At 54.7% G+C, this 21,703-nt stretch carries 17 protein-coding genes; 7 read left to right on the plus strand and 10 right to left on the minus strand.

What is annotated here, in order from left to right; all coding sequences use genetic code 11:
* Positions 1-34 precede the first annotated feature (34 nt).
* From ACP7E4_RS18205 to ACP7E4_RS18220, 4 genes are all read right to left on the minus strand, one after another.
* On the minus strand, positions 35-1,048 hold the full coding sequence (locus ACP7E4_RS18205; protein WP_426116405.1) for a TRAP transporter substrate-binding protein: 1,014 nt from the start codon (positions 1,046-1,048) through the stop codon (positions 35-37).
* Positions 1,049-1,118: 70 nt separating this feature from the next.
* Positions 1,119-2,006, minus strand: coding sequence for a glucurono-1,5-lactonase (locus ACP7E4_RS18210; protein WP_426116407.1), 888 nt, complete (start codon positions 2,004-2,006; stop codon positions 1,119-1,121).
* Between the two features lie 45 nt (positions 2,007-2,051).
* Positions 2,052-2,879 carry an NAD-dependent epimerase/dehydratase family protein gene (locus ACP7E4_RS18215; RefSeq protein WP_426116409.1) on the minus strand — a complete coding sequence of 276 codons (828 nt, stop codon included), beginning with the start codon at positions 2,877-2,879 and terminating at the stop codon, positions 2,052-2,054.
* Between the two features lie 299 nt (positions 2,880-3,178).
* Entirely contained in the window at positions 3,179-4,447 is a 1,269-nt protein-coding gene (locus ACP7E4_RS18220; RefSeq protein ID WP_426116411.1) for an OprD family porin, read from the minus strand.
* A gap of 833 nt (positions 4,448-5,280) precedes the next feature.
* On the opposite strand from ACP7E4_RS18220, the gene ACP7E4_RS18225 reads away from it, so the two are divergent.
* Together ACP7E4_RS18225 and ACP7E4_RS18230 are read left to right on the plus strand one after the other, a co-directional pair.
* Entirely contained in the window at positions 5,281-5,985 is a 705-nt protein-coding gene (locus tag ACP7E4_RS18225; RefSeq protein WP_426116413.1) for a metallophosphoesterase, read from the plus strand.
* Positions 5,986-6,078: 93 nt separating this feature from the next.
* Positions 6,079-6,537, plus strand: a complete 459-nt coding sequence (locus ACP7E4_RS18230) for a metallophosphoesterase family protein (RefSeq protein WP_426116415.1) — start codon at positions 6,079-6,081, stop codon at positions 6,535-6,537.
* Here the strand turns inward: ACP7E4_RS18230 and ACP7E4_RS18235 are convergent, their stop codons facing one another.
* On the minus strand, positions 6,538-7,329 hold the full coding sequence (locus ACP7E4_RS18235) for a substrate-binding domain-containing protein (protein ID WP_426116417.1): 792 nt from the start codon (positions 7,327-7,329) through the stop codon (positions 6,538-6,540).
* 105 nt (positions 7,330-7,434) lie between these two features.
* A complete protein-coding gene (locus tag ACP7E4_RS18240) occupies positions 7,435-7,731 on the minus strand; it encodes a hypothetical protein (protein ID WP_426116419.1) in 297 nt (98 codons plus the stop codon).
* A 432-nt stretch (positions 7,732-8,163) separates the two neighbouring features.
* Between ACP7E4_RS18240 and ACP7E4_RS18245 the strand changes: the two genes are divergently transcribed.
* From ACP7E4_RS18245 to ACP7E4_RS18260, 4 genes are read left to right on the plus strand one after another with little or no spacing between them, the layout of a single operon-like run.
* Positions 8,164-9,063 carry a glycosyltransferase family 2 protein gene (locus tag ACP7E4_RS18245; RefSeq protein WP_426116421.1) on the plus strand — a complete coding sequence of 300 codons (900 nt, stop codon included), beginning with the start codon at positions 8,164-8,166 and terminating at the stop codon, positions 9,061-9,063.
* A 47-nt stretch (positions 9,064-9,110) separates the two neighbouring features.
* Positions 9,111-9,938: an ABC transporter permease gene (locus ACP7E4_RS18250; RefSeq protein WP_426116423.1), complete on the plus strand. Its 828-nt coding sequence runs from the start codon at positions 9,111-9,113 to the stop codon at positions 9,936-9,938.
* On the plus strand, positions 9,928-11,304 hold the full coding sequence (locus ACP7E4_RS18255; RefSeq protein ID WP_426116425.1) for an ABC transporter ATP-binding protein: 1,377 nt from the start codon (positions 9,928-9,930) through the stop codon (positions 11,302-11,304). The genes ACP7E4_RS18250 and ACP7E4_RS18255 overlap by 11 nt, the downstream gene beginning before the upstream one ends.
* Positions 11,291-15,748 (plus strand): glycosyltransferase, encoded by a 4,458-nt coding sequence (locus tag ACP7E4_RS18260; protein ID WP_426116427.1) that lies wholly within the window; start codon positions 11,291-11,293, stop codon positions 15,746-15,748. Before ACP7E4_RS18255 ends, ACP7E4_RS18260 begins: the two co-directional genes overlap by 14 nt.
* Here ACP7E4_RS18260 and ACP7E4_RS18265 read toward each other — a convergent pair.
* The 4 genes from ACP7E4_RS18265 to ACP7E4_RS18280 all read right to left on the minus strand — a co-directional run bounded on the left by ACP7E4_RS18265 (position 15,745) and on the right by ACP7E4_RS18280 (position 20,559).
* Positions 15,745-18,204 carry a DUF7657 domain-containing protein gene (locus ACP7E4_RS18265; RefSeq protein WP_426116429.1) on the minus strand — a complete coding sequence of 820 codons (2,460 nt, stop codon included), beginning with the start codon at positions 18,202-18,204 and terminating at the stop codon, positions 15,745-15,747. The genes ACP7E4_RS18260 and ACP7E4_RS18265 overlap by 4 nt on opposite strands.
* Before the next feature lie 86 nt (positions 18,205-18,290).
* Complete coding sequence (locus tag ACP7E4_RS18270) at positions 18,291-18,629, minus strand: EamA family transporter (protein WP_426116431.1); 339 nt, start codon at positions 18,627-18,629, stop codon at positions 18,291-18,293.
* Positions 18,626-19,642: a glycosyltransferase family 2 protein gene (locus ACP7E4_RS18275; RefSeq protein WP_426116433.1), complete on the minus strand. Its 1,017-nt coding sequence runs from the start codon at positions 19,640-19,642 to the stop codon at positions 18,626-18,628. The genes ACP7E4_RS18270 and ACP7E4_RS18275 overlap by 4 nt, the downstream gene beginning before the upstream one ends.
* A gap of 200 nt (positions 19,643-19,842) precedes the next feature.
* A complete protein-coding gene (locus ACP7E4_RS18280) occupies positions 19,843-20,559 on the minus strand; it encodes a class I SAM-dependent methyltransferase (protein WP_426116435.1) in 717 nt (238 codons plus the stop codon).
* 392 nt (positions 20,560-20,951) lie between these two features.
* Between ACP7E4_RS18280 and ACP7E4_RS18285 the strand changes: the two genes are divergently transcribed.
* Positions 20,952-21,449: a hypothetical protein gene (locus tag ACP7E4_RS18285; RefSeq protein ID WP_426116437.1), complete on the plus strand. Its 498-nt coding sequence runs from the start codon at positions 20,952-20,954 to the stop codon at positions 21,447-21,449.
* The last annotated feature ends 254 nt before the right edge of the window (positions 21,450-21,703 follow it).

Consider the following 21,703-nt stretch of genomic DNA (forward strand, 5'->3'; position numbering starts at 1 on the left):
CCCGCAGCGTTATCGGACAGACTTATTGGGCAGCTTAGTTTTTTGCCGAGGCCAGGGCCGGGTTGGTTTTAACGGCTTCGATGCGGCTGATCAGATCTTTGTAAGGTGCGCCAAACTTGTCACGAACCGATTGGGTCGCGTCGTAGAAGGCTTTTTTCTGCTCAGGTGTCAGGGTGATGAATTCCACGCCAGCAGCCTTGAGTTTGGTTTCGGCTTCAGCGGACGACTTGTCCCACAACACGCGCTCTTCAGCCTGTGCTTCCTTGGCCAGTTTTTTCACCAGGGTCTGTTGCTCAGGCGTGAGCTTTTCCCAGGTCGGTTTGGACATCACGATCGGCTCAGGCAGGATCAAGTGCTCGGTCATGGTGTAGAACTTGGCGTTCTGATAGTGGTTGTGCTGGAAGTAGGTCGGCGGGTTGTTTTCTGCGCCATCGATCACGCCGGTTTGCAGGGCGCTGAAGATTTCGCCGGTGGCCATGGCGATGCCGTTGCCGCCCATGTCGTTGATGGTATCGATGAATACCGGGTTGCCTTGCACGCGGATCTTCATACCCTTGAGGTCAGAGATCTGACGTACCGGTTTCTTGGTATACAGGTTGCGCGTGCCGCCATCCATCCAGGCCAAAGCGACCATGTTGAATTGGGAGTTGGTGATCTTGTCGAGGATTTCCTGACCAATTTCCCCGTCGATAATCGTACGCATGTGCGCCTGATCGCGGAACACGAACGGCAGGTTGAAGACGTTGACGTCCGGTACTACCGGCCCGACGATGCCGAGGCTGACGCGGGTCATCTGGATGGCGCCGGACTGGACCTGCTCCACAACTTCCTTCTCGGAGCCGAGCACGCCGCCCGCGTACATCTTGAAGCTGATCTCGCCTTTGCTTTGCTCTTCGAGCTTCTTGCCCATGGCCTGCTCGGCGACTACTGGTGCATAACCGGCCGGGTGAACTTCAGCGAATTTGATTTTGACTTCCGCCTGAGCCAGGCCTGACATGCAGAAAGCCAGCGGAAGTGCTGCGATGAGAAGCTTGCGTTTGAAATCCATGGATAACTCCAGTGTTGTTGTTGTTTTTTTAATGTTGTGCAGCGGCATTGTTGGGAAAAAAGTGGGGGGTTCAGCCCCTGAATTCAGGTTCCTGCAGGCCTTTGACGCCCGGTCGCAACGCAAACACGCCACCGGCCAGGGGTTGATCACTGATATCGCCACCAGGGCGAATCGACGTCACAAACAAGGTGTCCAGATTCGGCCCGCCAAACGCGCACATGGTGGGTTTCTTCACCGGGACCACCAGGGATTGATCGAGCTTGCCGGCCGGCGTAAAGCGATGAATCAAGCCGGCATCGTTGCCGCAGATCCAGTAGCAACCGTCAGCATCGACGGCGGCGCCATCGGGACGGCCCAGATAGCTGTTCATGTCGACAAACAGGCGGCGGTTGTGGGGCGTACCGCTGTCGGTGTCATAGTCGAAAGCCCAGATTTTCTGCACGCTGGGGTGCGAATCCGAGAGGTACATGATTGCGCCGTCAGGGCTGAATGCCAGGCCGTTGGGGACGATGAAACCGTCGAGCTGTGCGTGCAATGGCTCGGTTTGCCCGACGTTGTAGCGATACATCGCGCCGACCGGTGCGCCCGCGGCCATGTCCAGCAGCATGGTGCCCGCCCAGAAGCGACCCTGGCGATCACAGCGACCATCGTTGAAACGCATGCCCGGTTGCGCATGCGGCACGCTGGTCAGCGGCGTGCCGCTCAGGTTGCCATCATCAGTGGCGACGAGCCGGAACAGGCCGTTTTCCATGCCCGCAATCCAGCTGCCGTCGCCATAACGCGCGATGCAGGCCAGCATCTGCGGCGCTTCCCAGCTCTGGCTGGTACCGTCCGCCAGACTCCAGCGGTGCAGGCGTTTTGCCGGGATATCAACCCAGTAAAGTGCCTGCTCACGGGCGCTCCAGACCGGGCTTTCGCCGGTGGCATTGCGTGCGTCGAGAATCAGTTCAGCATCCATGGCAGCTCGATCCACTTGTTCTGTTTTTATTGTGATTCGGGTATTTCAGTTGTCGCCAAACGGTCCTGCCGCAACGAACGCGCCGCCTTGATAGACCATGGCCGGATCATCGGCTGCTGGCATCGGCTGGGCTTCGACTTTGTCGCGGAACACTTCGGAGCTGTCCTTGGGCTGATAGCCCAGGTGTGCCGCAAAACGGTTGTCCCACCAGACGTCACGGTTATTGGACGCGCCATACACCACGGTGTGGCCGACGTTGGGGGTGAACAGGCTGCGTTCGATCAGCTGGGTCAGGTCGTCAAAACTCAGCCAGGTGCTCATCATTCGGCGGTTTTGCGGTTCCGGGAACGAAGAACCGATGCGGATGCTGACAGTTTCGATGCCGTAGCGATCGAAATAGAAGGTGGCCATGTCTTCGCCGTAGGATTTGGACAGGCCGTAATAGCTGTCCGGACGGCGCGGCGACCGGGCGTCGATGGTTTCATCCTGCTTATAGAAACCGATCACGTGGTTGGAGCTGGCGAAGATCACGCGTTTGACGCCATGACGGCGTGCGGCTTCGTAAATATGGAAGATGCCGCTGATGTTCGGGCCGAGGATTTCCTCGAACGGACGCTCAACCGAAACGCCACCAAAATGCAGAATGGCGTCTACGCCTTCTACCAACTGATGAACGGCGTTCTTATCGGCGAGATCGCAGATCTGCACTTCTTCATTGCTGCCAGCAGCGGGGGCCATTTCGGCAATGTCAGAAAGTCGCAGTACCTTGGCGTAAGGCTTCAGGCTTTCGCGCAACACCTTCCCCAGACCGCCAGCTGCGCCAGTCAAGAGAAGGCGATTGAAGGGATTTTGGACGGTGTGAGTGGTGGTCATGGAGAGTCCCTTGAATTCTTATTGATGTCATCTGTTGTCGTATGACTTGGATCGGATTATCAACAGTCATTATTGATCTTGTCAACGCGACTTAGGTCGAAAGCCTATGTAGCAAACACCGAACATGTGGGACCGGATTTATCCGGGAAGGCGGCTTTCCTGACGACAGAAATACAGTGATCTACCGGCCTCTTCCCGGATAAATCCGGTCCCACGGATCCTCATTAGTTCAGATGATGTGTTGTTCGCGAGGCGATATTCCGATCACCCGGACCAGCGCCTCGCCAACACGACTCAGGTTAAAGCAACGACAGCGGATAGCTGATGAATATCCGGTTTTCGTCGAACTCGTTGGTGCTGTAGTCGCGACGGATACTCGAGTTACGCCATCTCACGTTGAGGCTCTTGAACGTGCCGCTTTGTACGGTGTAGGCCAGTTCCGATTCACGGCCCCATTCCTTGCCATCGGTGATCGCGCCGGTGTGCACGTTGTCACCGCTGATGTAGCGGTTCATCAGGGTCATGCCCGGTACGCCGAGGATGGCGAAGTCCAGGTCATGACGCAGCTGCCAGGATTTTTCCTTGGCGTTGTCATAGCTGGAGTTGTAGCTATCGTTGGCCAGGGTGCCGCCGCTGGTGCCGTTGACCCGGAACCAGCCATCGTCGCCGCTGACTTTCTGCAGGCCGACATACAGTGTGTTGCCTTTGTACTTGGCGGACAGCAGGGCGTAGGCGGTTTTGTTGTCCAGATCGCCGGCCAGTTTGCTGCCGTCTTCTTCGCCCCAGAAATAACCCAGGTTGGCGCCCAGGGTTACATCGCCGATCGGCTGGCTGTGCAGGACGTTGAGGAATTTCTGTTGGTAGATGTCTTCCAGTTGCGCATACCACACGCCGACCTGGGTGCGTTTTTCGTTGAAGGCATATTCGCCGCCGCCGAAGTTGAAGCGGTCCGAGGTAAAGGCGCCGCGACCGTTGAGCGACATGTCTTCCATGCTCGCATCGTTACGCGGACTGTTGCCCCGGAACTGGCCGCCGTACAGGCTCAGGCCAGCGAATTCCTTGGAGGTGACCTGACCACCACGGAAGGTTTGCGGCAGGGAACGACCGTCGTCCGAGCGCAGGATCGGCAAGACCGGCATCCACTCGCCGACTTTCAGTTCAGTGTTGGAAATCTTCGCCTTGGCAGCGACACCCAGACGCCCGAAATCATCCGCTGGGCGGCCATCACCATGGACCGGCAGCAACTGAGTGCCGGTGGTGCCTTTGCCGCCATCGAGCTTCACCGAGTACATGCCCAGCACATCCACACCAAAGCCCACTACGCCTTGGGTAAAGCCGGATTTGGCGTCCAGGATGAAGCTTTGGGTCCACTCTTCAGCCTTGCCCTGCGGCGACGCGCTGTTGGGGTAGGAGGGGTTGGTGAAGTTACGGTTGAAGTAGGCGTTACGGAAGTTGAGCGTGGCCTTGGTGTCATCGACAAAGCCTTCGGCACTGGCCACTAGTGGCATGGCCAGGCTCATGCTGCCCAAACCCAACAGGACCAACGACCGGGTGTTGTGAGATCTCATTATTGTTGTGCTCCCTTTTTATGCAAAGCTGTCCTCCACTGGCCGCTAACTACGGCCATTAGTTGGAGGATTGTGATGCCCCTTATGCCAGGGCTTTGGACTCAAACCGCCGATGCGGACGAGCCTTTGCTTCAGGTCTAGCCTTTAGCGAATTCGACAGCGTTCATCCCGTGGTTAATCGGAATAAAGGAGGGGAATGATTAGTTGGCACAAGGTTTTTTGTCGCGGCGTAAACGCGGGACAAAGGGGGAGCGGTAGAGACGAAGGTCGTCATACGTTGGATTCCCTGATTATTGTTATTTTTGTTATCTGTTGTCGTACAACTTTGATGGATTATTTACAGCCTGTAGCGGGTTTGTCAATCCGTCTGTAGACGAAAGTCTAGGATCGGGTTTCGGGCCTCTAGACCCGGCGCGGTGCAAGCGTGCGCCAAGGTATGGGGCATTGCAGGTCGTTAACTAAAAAAACCGGCATTATTTTGATTGTCGAGCCAAGGGTGGCACGGCCGAACCGGCCGGGGTAATGCGTTCAGCTTGTGAGGCGATGCGTTTCTTTTATGGCGTAGGCCTACGCTCATTGGCGCGAGCGAACGGCGTTTCGACTTGCACGCGTATCGTTATTGCTGTCGACAGTTATTGCCTGAGTAGGCCTCTTCGCGGGCAAGCCTAGAATCTCCAACAGGTTTTCTGTTGACTGCCCTCGCACTGAACCCACCCCCCCAAAACCAGTCAATTAAAGACCCCAATCATTCGCGGGTGTGCTGTACATGAGCCGACTCAGGGAAAGCTGTCGTGGTCGATCGGCCTTCGTCTACTGACCCAAGGGGTTGTGACATGAGCAAGTTCGAGCATTTTGACGCTAATCCGGATGGCCGCGATTTTGCGGTGGGCGACATCCACGGACATTTCACCCGCCTGCAGACGACGCTGGATGAGGCAGGCTTCGATCCGGCGGCGGACCGGTTATTCAGCGTGGGTGACCTGGTCGACCGTGGCCCGGAAAGCGAGCAGGCACTGGATTGGCTGGCCAAACCGTGGTTCTTTGCCATTCAAGGCAATCATGAGTCTTTGGCGATCCAGCATGTCCAGCACCGGCCGCTGGATTACCGAATGTACAAAGCCAGCGGCGGCGCCTGGTTTCTGGAACTCAAGCCCGATGCCCAGACGCTTTTTGCCGCGCATTTCGCCCGGATGCCTCTGGCGCTGGAAGTGGAAACGTCTTCAGGGTTGATTGGTCTGGTGCATGCCGATTGCCCGTTGCCGACCTGGGATTTATTGCGCTCGACGTTATTGGGACATATGCCGGAACAGAGCGGGCTGGAAGAGTTCTGCCAGTGGTCGCGCAAGCGCCAGCAGTTGCAGGACATGAGTGGCATCCCCGATCTGCGCGCGCTGATCGTCGGCCACACGCCGCTGCCTGAGCCAGAAGTGCTCGGCAATGTGTTCCACATCGACACCGGAGGCTGGCGCTCCAACGGCAGTGGTTATTTCACTCTGATTGATCTTGCGACGCTGGAAATGAACTCGCCGCCTCCCTGACACAGCTCAGAATCCGTGGGAGCGAGGCTTGCCCGCGAATATAGAATCTCCAACAGAACAGCATTCGATTCCTTCTGACTTGAGCGATAACCCATGAAAATCGGCCTGATTTCCGATACCCACGGGCTGTTACGCCCGCATGCCCTGGAGGCGTTGCGCGGCTGCGACCAGTTGATCCACGCCGGCGATATCGGCAAGCCGGAGATCCTCGACGCCTTGCGCGCCATCGCGCCACTGACTGTGGTGCGTGGCAATAACGACCTGGACGACGCCTGGGCAAGTGATGTGCCGCATTCGGCCATGCTGCGTGTGGGCGACGTCGGCATCTACGTCACCCACATCCCGGCCGACGTGCCGCAGACGCTGCCAGCGAACATCGGCGTGGTCATTACCGGCCACACGCACAAACCGCTGATCGAGCAACGTGACGGCGTGTTGTTCATCAATCCGGGCAGCGCCGGCCCGCGACGTTTCAAGCTACCGATTGCGGTGGGCTTGCTGCACATCGACGAGCAAGGCGTGCGTGGCGAGTTGATTGAACTGACGCTGTAATTATTTGGCGATCGGGTCCAGTCCGCTGTTCTTGATCGCCGGGGCCGCCGCCAGGGAGCCCAGATAATCCAGCAGCTGCCGGGCCTGCTCCGGGTGAGCGCTGCGCGACGATACACCGCCGGAATACAGGGTCATCTGCTGCGCCTGATCCGGGATCAGGCCGATGATGTCGATGCCTTCCACAGGCTTGAGTTCGCTCAGTTGCTGAAAGCCGATCTGCGCCTCGCCACGGGCCACTACCTCACCCACGGGAGTGGCCTGGATCATGTGGCTTTTGTCTTTGATCCGGTCGGCAATGTGCATCTGATTGAACAGCACGCGCGACAGGTAAACGCCGCTGGCGCTGTCAGAATAGGCAATGGATTTGGCGTCGATCAGCGTCTGCTTGAACGCTTCCATGGTGCTGATATCGGGTTTCGGGTCACCGTGACGGATGGCCATGGCGATGTAGGATTTGCCCAGGTCGACGCGACTCTTGGGATCGACCTGACCATCCTTGATCAGCTTGTCCAGGGCCGAGCTGACCATCAGCACCACATCGGCGGGTTCATGACGCGCCAGCCGGTTGGGAATGGCTTGCGGTGTCGCGCCCATCGACGGCGCGACTTCAGCCACCAGGCGTACGCCGGTGCGCTGTTCGTAATCGGCGCTGATCGCCTTGAACGCACCCATGATGCCGCCGGAGCTAAGCACGATAAGCTCAACGGGTTTGGCCACCGTTGCTGCGTGAACAAAGGCCACAGGGACGAAAGAAAAAGCGGCGCTGAGCAAATAAGGAAGAATTTTTTTCATTTTGAAGATAAACCTGGCAGTGAAAGGAACGCGGGGGATTATGTGGGAAAGTCATCCTCCCCGCGCGCTTATCGGTCATCTGCCAGGCCAGCACCCTAGGAATTTTTATCCTTCCTCGCCCGCGCGACACTCGATCTTGTAGCGTTTGGCATTTTTCCATGCCGGATAGTCAATACGGGTCTGCTTTACAGCCTTGGCGATAGTGTCTGCTTCGACGGGAACATCACCTTGTCGGGCATCTGGACCCAGACCGTTGTTGATTTTCTTGTCATAGACCGCGCAGTCAAATGTCCCGGCCCAACTCAATGCTGGATTTGCTGCCAAGATCAAGAAGGCAGACAGGATTTTCGATTTTTTAGAGAACATGTTAAAACTCCCTGTAAATGTGTAGCTGATTTTCATGCTGGCAAGTCGATTGTTGTACCGGATAATCAGGTAAAAATCCGGGCGATTATGTTTCAAAAATGAAACGCAAACACTGTTTCTAAAGCGAAGTGATACACATTGATTCAACTGTTAACTGCAAGTAACAAGTACTAATAACCATCCATCGCCTCGACAGGCCTAATGTCATATTGACTGCCACACTGCTGTGCAGCAGGGAACTGGAATCCCTGACAGGTAGCCCAACTAATGATCGACGATCATTCGAAAGGGACCTCGTGTAGTCTTCATGGTGGTTCGCGTGTAAATGAAACGTTAGAGTGTCCCGTTAAAAAGACTTTTGCCGGCTCCATGCCCGGTGCGGCAGCTATTACACCAAGGCATCATGAAAATGTTGCCGATGATACTGCGCTTGCCAACAAGCAGAACGACGGCCGTGTTGCGGTACTCATGTGTACCTACAACGGGCAGGATTTTCTGGAAAAACAGCTGCAGTCGATCCAGTGTCAAAGCCATGGCAACTGGCATGTGGCTATTTCAGACGATGGCTCCAGTGACGCCACACTGAACATCGCCAATCGTTACCGGTATTTGTGGGGTGAAGACAAAGTCAGTCTTTGGCAGGGGCCTTGTCAGGGTTTTGCCAGGAACTTTCTGTCATTCATCTGTAATCGCCAATTGCACGCCGATTATTTTGCCTGGTGTGATCAGGATGATATCTGGGATCAGGGCAAACTGGCGGCCGCAGTCGCCTGGCTGAGCACCGTGGCCGAAGACGTTCCCGCGCTCTATCTGGGGCGGACCGAGTTGATCAGCGAAGGTGGCGAGCCCATGGGCTATTCGCCGCTGTTCCGCCGTCCGGCTTCGTTTGCCAATGCCCTGGTGCAAAACATCGGCGGTGGCAACACGATGGTGTTGAATCGCGCGGCGCGTGCCTTGTTGCAAGAGGCGGGGGAACATCTGCACATCGTGTCCCATGACTGGTGGGCTTATCTCCTGATAACCGGCGTAGGCGGGCAGGTGTTTTATGACCCCAGACCTTATGTGCGTTATCGCCAGCATGGGGGCAATCTGGTGGGTGCAAACTCCAGTTGGGCGGCGCGCATGGTGCGCTTGCGCATGTTGTTCAAAGGGCGTTTCCGTTCCTGGAACCAGATCAATATTGCGGGACTGGAAACCGTCCGTCACCGCCTGACCCAGGACAATCGCATCGCACTGGATCGCTTCAAGGCCATGCGCGCGCAAGGGCTCGCTGGCCGTCTGCTGAATCTCAAGCGCTCGGGCGTGTATCGCCAGACGCTATTGGGCAACCTGGGATTGATCATGGCTGCAGTCATTAGAGAAATTTGAGGAATAACACTTACCGTCCGATAAATTTGCGGGAGTAACTGATAAACGTGAATCCTCATAGCGCACCGGGGGCGGGACCCCTGAGTCTTGTCCGTAGCTTGTGGCACCATAAACAACTTATTTTCGTCATGACCAAGCGTGAAGTCATCGGGCGTTATCGCGGTTCGGTCATGGGCCTGGCGTGGTCTTTCTTCAACCCGATATTGATGCTGGCGGTGTACACCTTTGTATTTTCCGAAGTGTTTCAGTCTCGTTGGCCGGGACAGGAGGCCGGTAAAGGTAGTTTTGCCATTTTGTTATTCGTGGGCATGATCGTGCATGGATTATTTGCCGAGTGTGCCAATCGCTCGCCGTCATTGATCATGTCCAACGGCAACTATGTAAAAAAGGTCGTATTCCCACTGGAAATTCTCCCGGTTATAACGCTGGGTTCGGCCATTTTTCATACGGCTATCAGTTTAATCGTGCTGTTGGTTGCGCAATTCATATTGACCCATACGCTGTATTGGTCGGCCGTGTTCTTTCCAGTGATTCTAGTGCCACTGCTCATTGCTACATTGGGGTTTAGCTGGTTACTGGCCGCACTGGGTGTTTATCTGCGCGATGTGGGGCAGGTTATTGCTGTGCTGACCACGGTGTTGTTATTTCTATCGCCGGTACTCTATCCGGTCGCCGCGTTGCCTGAAGCTTACCAACCCTGGCTCAAACTTAATCCGCTGACTTACATCATCGAAGAAAGTCGCAATGTGCTGTTGTTTGGGCAACTACCGCACTGGGATAGCCTGGGTATCGCCATGCTGGTCGGGTTGGCGATTGCTGCCATGGGTTTCTGGTTTTTCCAAAAGATGCGCAAGGGGTTTGCCGATGTCCTCTGAAGAAAGTGTCATCAGCGTGCGTGACATCTCCAAGTGTTTCTACACCTACGACAAACCCTCGGACCGCTTGAAGCATTCGATCATGCCGCGACTGCAACGCAGGCTGGGCGCGCCGGTGTCCTCTTATGGGCGTGAATTCTGGGCGCTGCGCAACATTGATTTCGAGGTCATGCGCGGGGAAACGGTGGGGATTGTCGGCCGCAACGGCTCGGGTAAATCCACGTTGCTGCAAATCATCTGCGGCACCTTGATGCCGACTGCCGGAAGTGTCGAAACCCGTGGCCGGGTGGCGGCGCTGCTGGAGTTGGGTTCCGGCTTCAACCCGGAGTTCACCGGTCGGGAGAACGTGTACCTCAATGCTTCGGTGCTCGGCTTGAGTCGCGAAGAAGTCGATCAGCGTTTTGATGCCATCGCCGGTTTTGCCGACATCGGTGACTTCATCGAACAACCGGTCAAGGCCTACTCCAGCGGCATGATCATGCGCCTGGCGTTTGCCGTTCAGGCGCAGATCGATCCGGCCATCCTGATTGTCGATGAAGCGCTGTCGGTGGGTGACGCACGTTTTCAGGCCAAATGCTTCGAGCGGCTGCGGCAGCTGAAAAACAATGGCACGAGCATTCTGCTCGTGACCCATTCCAGCGAACAAGTCGTCACCCACTGCAATCGCGCGATTCTGCTGGATCAAAGTCGGTTGGCAATGATCGGGCCGTCCCGGGCGGTCATCAATCGGTATCTGGACATTCTGTTCGGGCGTGACAAGCCTGCTCAGGAGAATGCTGCGGTGCAGGATGGATCAGCGCTCAGCGCAGGCAGCTCAAACTACACCCGCGACGAAGATGGCCCCACGCTGGACTTCCTGACGGACGCGTACTCCCGGCGCAGCGGCTACAACGCCCACGAATACCGCTGGGGTGACGGGGCCGCCAGCCTGACGGACTTTCATCTGTGCGCCGGTGGCCATGAATTCCCGCCGCAGATTGCCCCGGGCGAAGAGGTCGTGCTGCATCTGGCCCTGCGCTTCAACCGCACGGTGATCAATCCCATTCTGGGTCTGACCCTGAAAACCAAGGAAGGCGTCACGGTCTACGGGACCAACTCCTACCTGCTGGAATGCTCCAGCGCCCATGCACTGGGCGACGCCGGCTCACAGGCCAGGGCGTGTCTGAAATTCGTCAATCGGCTGGCCACGGGCGACTACTTCATTTCCATCGGCATTGCTTCCCGAGAGGGTGAAGCCATCGTTCCCCATGATCGCCGTTACGACTCCATCCACTTTGTCGTGTCTGCTACGCCGCAGTTACTTGGCCTCATAGATCTGGCCGCTACGATGGATATCGATCAGGTGTCGAACAATGCTCAAGCTTGAACAACAGGGATATGTTTTTAATCAGGACATGGGCATCTGGCTGCGCCCTGACTACCAAGGGCTCGCCTACAGCGATGGCGACGAAAGTGAGGAGCGGGTCGCGCGGATTATTCGCGAGGCTGAGGATTTGTCAGTGCTGTCCACCGAGCTGTCCCGGCAGTGCAGCGATTGGGCTTCGCTTTATCACCTGGGGACCGCACGGGGCAATATTCTGCGTCCGTTCGAGCACTGCCTTGCAGGTCGCATCCTGGAAATCGGCGCTGGTTGTGGCGCGATCAGCCGGTACCTGGGGGAGTCCGGCGGCTCGGTTCTGAGTCTTGAGGGCAGCGTCCGCCGGGCACAGATCGCCGCCAGTCGAACCCGGGATCTGGATAACGTCGTGGTGCTGGCTGAGCGTTTCGATGATTTTGATACCGATGAGCGCTTCGATGTCATCACGCTGATTGGCGTCCTGGAATATGCCAGCGTGTTCAGCCATCAAACCGACGCGGCGCAAGGCATGCTCGAACGGGTTTGTGCCCTGCTCAAGCCTGATGGAAAGCTGTTTCTGGCCATCGAAAACCAACTGGGCCTGAAGTACTTTGCCGGTGCGCCCGAAGATCATCTCAGCGTGCCCATGTATGGCATCGAGGGACGCTACATCAAGGGCCAGCCGCAAACCTTCGGCCGACACAAACTGGCCAGTCTGATCAACGCGGCAGGGTTCGATCATTCCGAGTTTCTCTTCCCGGCGCCGGACTACAAACTTCCCCTGTCGATCACCACGCAACATGGCTTTGAGGCCCAGGCATTCGATGCGGCGGCGTTGGCCTGGCAGAGCGTAAAAAAAGACCCGCAATTACCCGGCGCGACCGCTTTCAATCTGGAGCGTGCCTGGCCAGTGGTGATCGAAAACGGCTTGGGCATGGAGTTGGCCAACTCGTTTCTGGTGGTGGCTTCGCGGTCTGCCGAGCGGGTCGTGGGGCTGGAAATGCTCGCGTACCACTACAACACCAGCCGCAAAGCGGAGTTTTGCAAGGTGACGCGTTTTGTCGAAACGCAGACCGCTATTGAAGTCCGCCACGCGCCCTTGCGGGAAAAACTACCGGAGGAATCTGACGGGGAGTTTCGGCATGTGCTTTCCGGGGTCGATGCCTATGCCAGCGGCAAGCCCTTGAGCAAACGCTTCCTGAACATTGCCACCACACCCGACTGGAAAATTCAGGATTTTGCCCTGTTCGTCAGGCAGTACCTGGATATCCTGAAAAACCTGCTTGAGGCACAAGGGCTGACGCTTTCCCTGGAGCATGCCAATGAACGTTTGCCGGGAGCGTTCATCGATGCCGTACCCCATAACATCCTGATCACCCGCGACGGTACCCCTGCGCTGATCGATGTCGAATGGGAGGTGACCAATGGGGTGGAGCTGGGACATTTGCTGTTGCGCTCATTGCTGCTGTTGATCGCCAATGCCACGCCGTTCTACCCCAGCATCATGCCGCCCAGTCGTCGGCAATTCATTGTGGAGAGTTTGCGCCTGGCTGATTTGCCGGTTTCCGATCGCGATATTGATCGGTACATCGCCCGCGAAGCGTTGTTCCAGGCCTACGTCACCGATCGCGCCGCCAGTGAGTTCATGGATTGGCAACCTGAGCAGCCGATCAATCAGAAGACACCTCCCGTTCAGGCCCCGCCGCAAGCCAGGCTCTACTACAGCAACGGCGACGGCGAATTCAAGGAGCACTTTTCCCTTTCCCTCCAGCTGCAGCCCGGTCGGCAAACAGTGGATTTTCCCTTCGCGCAAATGACCACCCGACCCAAGCGGCTAAGGCTTGATCCGGTCGACAAGAAAGTATCGTTCTCGCTAGATAAACTGCGCCTGTCCGCAGCAACCGGGGATATCTGGACCTGGGATGGCCAGGTCGAGCATCTGCTTTCGACTTCAGGCCTGATGAAAGTCGAAAAGGCCGGCGGTCCGGTGTTTTTTCTGAGCCTGGATGACGATCCCTACCTGGAACTGCCGGTCGATCTGGCGCTGATCGAGGAGACCGGCGACCTGATCCTGGCGCTGGACCTGGTGCTGTACACCGACGAAGTCATGGCGCAGCTGATCAGCGTCGAGCTCAATGAAGTCAGCCAGTACCAGCACGAGTTTCGCAGCGCGCTGGCCCCTTTGAGCGAGCAGATCCAGAAGCTCACCCTGAGCATGGGCGAGCTGGACAAGGTCACGCATTCCCTGGCCGAAAGCGTGATCGAGTCCGAGCATGAAACCATCGAGACGGTCGAGCGCCTGTTAAACCATCACACTGAATCGGCCAATGACCATCAGCAGCTGATCAAGGATCTGGAACGCGCGCACCTGCAACAGCAAATGGACAAAGAGGAGCATATCTACCAGCTCCAATGCAGGATCACCGAGCTGGAAAGTGCGCTGGTCACCCAGCAGGTGGAGAAGGACACGCATATCCATCACCTGAACCTGCGGATCATGGCGCTGGAGTCCTCCTACAGTCGCAGACTCGCTGCGCCCATCCGAGGTTCGTTTCATACCGTGCGGCGTCTGAAGCGCGTTTCAGCACTGCTGCCCTCGATCATTCGCCGAGGCGGTGGTTTCAAGGCGACCACGCGCAAAGCCATCAGCGTGTTGAAACAGCAAGGCGTGAACGGGCTGATTGCGCGGCTGCGTTGGTTCAGTGGCACTGATCACGCCAGCTCGCACGCAAGCATTGGCACCGCCGCCGTTACGCAGGAAAACCATGATCGGCACGACTACGCCGCCTGGATCAAACAGTACGACACGCTGGACGCCCAAGGGCGCTGGCAGATCACTGAACACATCCGCAGCTGGGCTGACAAACCGCTGATTTCCATCATCATGCCGGTATACGATCCGCCCCTTGATTTGCTGCGCGAGGCTATCGACAGCGTGCGCTACCAGCTCTATCCGAATTGGGAACTGTGCATCGCCGATGACGCCTCGACCAACCCCGCTGTGCGGGAGTTTCTTGAACAGATTCAATGTGACGATCCACAAATCAATGTCGTGTTTCGCGAACAGAACGGTCATATCTCGGCCGCCAGCAACTCGGCGATTGCCATTGCCCAGGGGCAATACCTGGCGTTGATGGACAACGACGACCTGATTGCCGAACACGCGCTGTACTGGGTCGCCCGCACCATCATCGAAACCCCGGATGCAGGGGTGATTTACTCCGATGAAGACAAGATCGATATTCGCGGCCGACGCAGCGAACCCTACTTCAAGCCGAACTGGAACGAGTTTTTGTTTCGCTCGCAGAACATGATTTCCCATCTCGGCGTGTACCGACGGGATCTGGTGGAGCAAGTGGGCGGGTTTCGGATCGGTTTCGAGGGTTCTCAGGATTACGACCTGGCGCTGCGCTGCATCGAGCTGATTAAACCAGCGCAGATCATTCATATTCCGCGGGTGCTGTATCACTGGCGAATCGTGCCGGGCAGTACGGCGATGGCTGGAGGGGAGAAACCCTATGCGGCGGTGGCGGGGGCCACGGCGGTTGATGAACATCTGCAGCGCACAGGCATCTTGGCCCGCACTGAATTGTTGCCGATCGGAATGTACCGGGTACGTTACGAGCTTCCGGAACCCCAACCGTTGGTCAGTTTGATCATCCCGACGCGCAATGCCTGTGGCCTGGTAAAACAATGTATCGACAGCATTCAGACACTTACCCTTTACAGCAACTATGAAATCATTCTGGTGGATAACGGCTCTGACGAGCCCGAATCTCTGGAATACTTCGCTCAACTGACACACGAGTCCAATGTAAGGGTGCTGAGGGACAACGGGCCTTTCAACTACTCCGCCTTGAATAATCAGGCGGTGCAACAGGCGCGTGGTGAATTGGTCGGCCTGATCAATAACGATATCGAAGTGATTACGCCTGAGTGGCTGAACGAAATGGTCGCCATTGCCCTGCAGCCCAACGTCGGCGCAGTGGGCGCGCGGTTGTGGTTCGCCGATGATCGCCTGCAACACGGCGGCGTTATTCTCGGCGTCGGTGGTATTGCCAACCATTCCCATAAGTTCTTGCCCAAGGGCGAACATGGTTATTTTGGGCGCGCTGTTTTGATCCAGTCACTATCAGCCGTAACAGCGGCTTGCCTGATTATCCGCAAATCCATCTACCAGGAAGTGAACGGGCTGGATGAAGTCAACTTGAAGATTGCGTTCAATGACGTGGACTTCTGTTTGCGTGTTCAAGAGGCGGGATACACCAACGTCTGGACGCCCTTTGCCGAACTTTACCATCACGAATCGGCTACCCGAGGCCTTGAAGACACTCCCGAAAAACAGGAGCGCTTCAAATCGGAAGTGGATTACATGACCCGCAGATGGCCAGACATTAGAAATGACCTGGCCTATAACCCCAATCTCAGTCTGGATCATCATGACTTTGGGCTGGCGTGGCCGCCGAGGGTTTAAAGGGATTTTGTTCTGAACCAACTCCATCCATCAGCTGACATGAGGAATGCCAAGCTCGAATTATTATTTAAAGCATTTTTGTCAACATCAGGTGCGGTGATTATCTGGGCGCCTGACTTGCTAAAGTCAAAGGTTCCCAGGTTGACGCTTACGGTGACAACGTCAGCCTGCGGTGTACCTAAAACGTAGTCCTTTGGCAGTGAGTCAGAACCTAGGTAAATGAGATGCTGATAGCGATTATAGGTATTGGTTTCAGAGCCTGCCGGGTCCAACCGCGACCATAGGGCCTTTTGTGGATAGTAGAAAACACCGTTGGCCACGGGGATGCCCGATGCAAGCAGAAACATAGCTGTGGTGGCATTTTCCAATACAAGCACGCGATCATTACCAATCAGCGTTGCCAGTTCTGAGCTTTGGCTTTTCAATGGTCGAATGTGAATAGTTTCTGGCGCAATATTGATGGGGTTGAAGCTTGCTGTCGTGGCCAGTGAGAGCCCCAGGCTCATGTACATAAAAGGTTTGAGTTTGTTGGCGATCATGCAATAACTGATGGCGGCAGTCACGAACAACAGGGCAATGATAATGCTGCTGTTCAACCCTGATAAAACCGATTCATCCCATTGCCGCATGCTGCGATAGACGATATAGGCCCAAGCCCCGGCCGCTACCAGCCCCAGAGACTGTGTCAATGACGAAGCTTCGGCAGGTTGATGCCTGTGGGTAAACAGGAGATGGGTCAGCATTATGCTGGCAAGCCCTAATGCAATATCGGCGCGAGAAGCGGGAACACGTCCCCATAACGAATATCTCGCCCATTCAAGAGGCAACCCGACAAACATGTAAAACACAATGAACGTAATCATCAGCACCAGGGACCACTCAAACGCGGTAACCGTCTTTTGCAACCACCGCACAACAAACAACACTGCCAATGGAACTAAAAAATAGTAAAACGAAGCAATTTCACTTTGATTGCTGAAGGGGCTGTTCAATTGCTGCAACGTAGAAATATTGGTGAATCCGCGCAATAACGTTGGTAGCGTTACTGTTCCCCCCACTGAGATTCGCTGTCCTGGATACACGGTTTGTTCCATCAGTTGAATGGCTGACTTTGCATCCAGCCACCACAAACTTACGATAATGCCAGTAATACACAAGGCAAAAATGTAGGCTGCAACCCTTCTGATGGTCAGTGCCTTATAAAGCTTTTCACGTACCATCACACCGATTGTGGCTGCTATAAATACATAGCCGATAGAAACTTGCCATGGAGGGTACAAAATGAACACAAAGCCGGCCAGTGCCAAACCAAGCAACCCGCCCAGCAAGAACAATTTATAGAACGTTGTCGTTTTCAGGATATGCAGTGCGCAGAGAAATATGATGCACGGAAAAAATACGGCATACGCAGGCCAGTTAGACCATGCTACGACATAAGGCGCGCAACAAAATAGCGCCGAAAAAAGAAAGCCATGCTTCCAGTGTTCCGCGCCAAGTCTGTTTAGAACAAATGCCAGACCAAGAAAGCAACTGACCAATGAGAAGCACCAGTTCCAGGACAACGCCCGTCTCAGGTCAAATATGAAAAAGCCCCAGGTAGCGGGCTTGGCAATTTCGGAGATATGTGCAACAGGCGCACCGGTCATACCGATGACCAACATATTCTGGCCGTCCTCACCCAGATTTTTATTGAGGATGGGATGGCTGGGAGAATGATTGTATTGAGCAATAGCCAACGGGGTCAGAACCAGCCATTCGTCGCTGCGCACTGGGCGGTCGTGCCCCATTATTGGCGTTGAGTTCATCTGCACAAATGGTGCGTTGGGTTGACCCAGACCCAATGAGGAACCGGTCAATCCGAGACTGACGAATAATAACGCGACGAGCAAAACGCAACCGCTGAACAAGACAGGTTCCGAAAAATTGAGCCTGAATCGAGTGTTGATGAACAGTGCCAACGGGCGAGCCTTGATAAAACACACCGCCAAAAAAAGCAGTGCGCAGGCAATCACTATCTTCACGTTTCGGATAAGTAGTTTTTCTTCACGGGCATCCCGTGAAATGGAAATATGTTTAGCTGCTTGCGAAGGCATCAACTGAATCCATTCGCCTGCGCTGGTCTGCGCCTGAGCCGTTACCGAGTAAACGCCAACGCTGATTTCATCCGGCAGTTCAAACGATACTTTCCAGCCCGAGGCACTCCATTGCGGCCGTGCATAGGCATTGGCGACATCTGGCCGCTGAAATCGGGCAAATGAGCCCTGGTACACGGAGGTATTGTTAAACAGGATGTTGATGGCGGTTATCTGCTGATTAGCCTGGTCAGGTGCCGCCCATCCCTGGACATTGACACGGTTATCAGAAAGCGTGATCGCATCTATGAAGCCTTCACCCTCGGCATTAATCAGGTTTGCCGAGGCAGAGGACCATGCGCAGGGCGATAACAAGACCAGCATTACAAACAGTATCGATAGCAACCTGCTAATGACCTTCCGACACTCCATAGCTTTCACCTTCCTTGATCGCACGTTTTTCAACAAGCTCAAGCTTTCACTGCGATGACAATCCCCACGATGATGATCGCCACACCAATGAAATACTGAGCCTGAAACCTTTCCCCCAGCAGTAAGTGACTGGCAAGCGGGACCACAACAAAGGACAGGGCCATGAATGGATAGATTTTCCCCAGGTCGACCTTCTGCAATAGCCAAACCCAGCCGATGGTAGTGACGCCATATAAAATCAGCGCAACCATAAAATAAATCACGGCGCTGGAATTCAACAAGTTTTCTGAGCGATGAAACTCCATCGCACTGAGCTTGAACAGTAGCTGTCCAGCCGCAATGCCAAGTACACAAATTAGCGCGATGAGATAAGTCATGAGTGAGTGATTTTATCCAGTTCGGTTTGGGTCAGATAATGTTTTCGCAGATGAAAAGGGCGCCTGGGTACCGACTGCACGTCATAGCCGATAAACGCCAATATCAATTGGGTTCCCAGCAGTATGGGCAAAGCAGAAAGCATCACCGTGCCGGCCGAGGTAATCACGCCTGAGGTAGACGACTCTATCCAGTGCGAAATGCCGAACACGGTGCCGAATAAAAGTAGTATCAACCCAATGGGCAACTCGAAAGACGCCAGCGACATGTCCCGTAGGTAGTAGTTGTAGAAAATTCTTTTGCACGCATTGCGAAGGTGCTTCCTCAGAAACTCACCGGCAACTCTTGATATTTTTAGATTGCTGACTTCATCTTCGTACCGTGCATCCATTGGAATATCAACCACCACCGCACGGAGGGTGTTGAGCCTGAATAACATGTCGGTTTCGAAAAAATAGCGGGGGCTGATTTTTTTAGTCGGCAAATGCCGCGCAACATCGCTGTGAATGGCGGTATAGCCGTTAGTCGGATCGAACAGATCCCAATAGCCTGAGGACAGTTTGGTCATGAACGACAAAACGGTGTTGCCCAATAACCGAGTCTTGGGCATCTGGCGGATTTCTTCGAGGCTGAAGAAGCGGTTCCCTTTAGTGTAATCGGCTTCGCCGGACACGATGGGCGCAATAAAGTCTGGAATAAGCCTGGGGTCCATCTGGCCGTCGCCGTCGACTTTAACGATGATGGTCATACCGTCTGCAATCGCGGCCCTATAACCGGACATGACTGCACCACCCACACCTCTATTTTCGGGATTGAATACCACCTGGACCCGTGGGTCTGAGCACCGCTCTTGTACGAAAAGCCCTGTTTGTTCGGGGCAGCAATCATCAACGACATAGATGCGAGTCACTTCGCGACCGATGTGACTGATCACCGCAAGAATGTGCCGAGTGACCTTGAAGCAAGGTATGACTACCGCTATTTTGATATCGAGGCTTATCACATTTGACGCCATTGTATTGGCTGCCTTTGTTTTTCTGATGTATTGATTCAGAAAAGCAAACGCTATAACTGATAAGCGCTCATCTGTCGGGGGTGGTTAGGGCACTATACTTTTTAGGATTTCACGACGCAACTATCAGCACGACCTGGGGAGCAAATGTGAAATTTTTGATTTCAAGTTCATTACACACTTAAGCAATTGTCATTTTTTCGTTACAGATTATCGTCCGTTTTTTTAACAATGGCATGGAAGGAAAAAAACAGGTTGAGATCAATCGACGCTATCGGAAACGGCCACCAGTTTTCAACTGAGTCAGCATAATAATGCCGAAGTATCGCAATCAGGTTATTGCAAGAGTTCACATGCTCCCTGGCCATAACATAATCATAGGCGATACCCTGAGCCAAGGCATTTTTACGCGGGCCAAAATGTCTGCCCAGGCGCCAAGCCATTCCAGGATCGGTGGGTATCAGGATTGAAAGAGTTCCTCCAGGCTTCAGGACCCTGATCCACTCCTTGAGTGCGAGGTGAGGTTGGTAAATATGCTCCAGCACGTGGGAGGCAATGACTCGGTCGAAGGTGCTATCGGGATAGCTCAGGTGATCGCCTGACTGAACGGCAAACTTCAATTTCCCTTGCGCGTAGCTGGCCAGCTTCTTTTCGGCGATGTTCAGGGTTTTTGGGTCCAGATCGCTGAGTGTGTATTCGTCGAACCCATGTTTCACAAATGCCAGGTGCTCACCGGTACCTGCACCTATTTCCAGGACTTTTCCAATGTGGTCAGAGGCACGATAATTTTTCTCCACCAATCTATGGCTGGCTCGCATCACGAACCCCTGCAGTGGGCTTGAATAGTTTGAGTCGTCATAGACTTCTGCGAAACGCTCCCGGTAGTCGATCCAGGCCTTGTCTTCCCTTTCGGTTTGCATCGTGCGGTTCCTCAATAATTTACATGCGCACCTGTCATGCCGGACAGGACGATGAATAAATGTAGCCGATGGTATGCAACTGGCTTCATTGACGCGACGAAATGCTTACACGATAAGTTATCTAAGCTTTAGACGGGTTTCGTGCCCGAGCTATGAGATTAGTTTTGGTTTGCCCCGCTACCGGTTAACTCATTCCTCCCAGCTATAATGTCCCATCATCAACAGTCGGACTGAAGTCACTTATTAACCCACCACAGATAACACAAATGACCACACCCTCAGAAACCGATACATCGGGTCTAAGGTGTTACGACAAGGTTGTCGATGCTGTCACCTATAAGGTTCCACGCGGTATCACGCGCGACGCGAGAGGTCGGGTGTGGATTGTTCGTGTGATCAAGGATACCCGCGTGGTAGTAAATGCCAGGTTTACCGATGCGCGGTTTGGCAGTGTCCGGCATGCGCTGGATGCGGCGATTATTCATTTGCTGCACAGTGGGCATGCATCGCTCAGCGATGATGTGCTGCAACTGAGCGACCGAGCAGTTGTGCATTGGCGCAAGCGCAGCGGAATCGGGCTGTGCGCTGTGGCCTATGTCACCAATCCGGGGCGTGGGCGGGGTGGGACCTTTTTCCTGTCGACGTACAAGCGCGTGGCCAGTGGTCGAGGCATGGAGAAATTTCGCCTGCGGCTGATCGAGGTGCTGCAGAGCGCTTATATGACGGCGCAGGAAGTGCCGGCTGGGCCTGAATTGATGCATCAACGGGTAGCCGACGAGATCGATGCATTATTGCTGAGCGATGATTTCAGATTATTCTTGTCTGCCGGCAAACGAAAAGCCGATCGCATTGTCGTTGCCGATTATATTGCCAACCTTGATGCGTACTAACTCACTCATGATCCATATATTGAAATAGCAAGTGATTAAATGCCGCAGGCACTGTGCAATGATTTCGACTAACGGAATGCTTAAAAATGATTAGTATTTCAGAAGATTCGTTGGCTTTTATACACGCTGTGTAATGACTTTGTATTGAATTGCATACGTGGTGATGGCAGATAGCGACTATATGCTTAATTGATAAATATGCTGTAAAGTTGTTATAGTTTCGCATGTTTCAAAACTAAGCACATGGCAGGATG

Origin of the sequence: Pseudomonas sp. DSP3-2-3, from assembly GCF_049898225.1 — a bacterium.
GTDB lineage: Bacteria > Pseudomonadota > Gammaproteobacteria > Pseudomonadales > Pseudomonadaceae > Aquipseudomonas.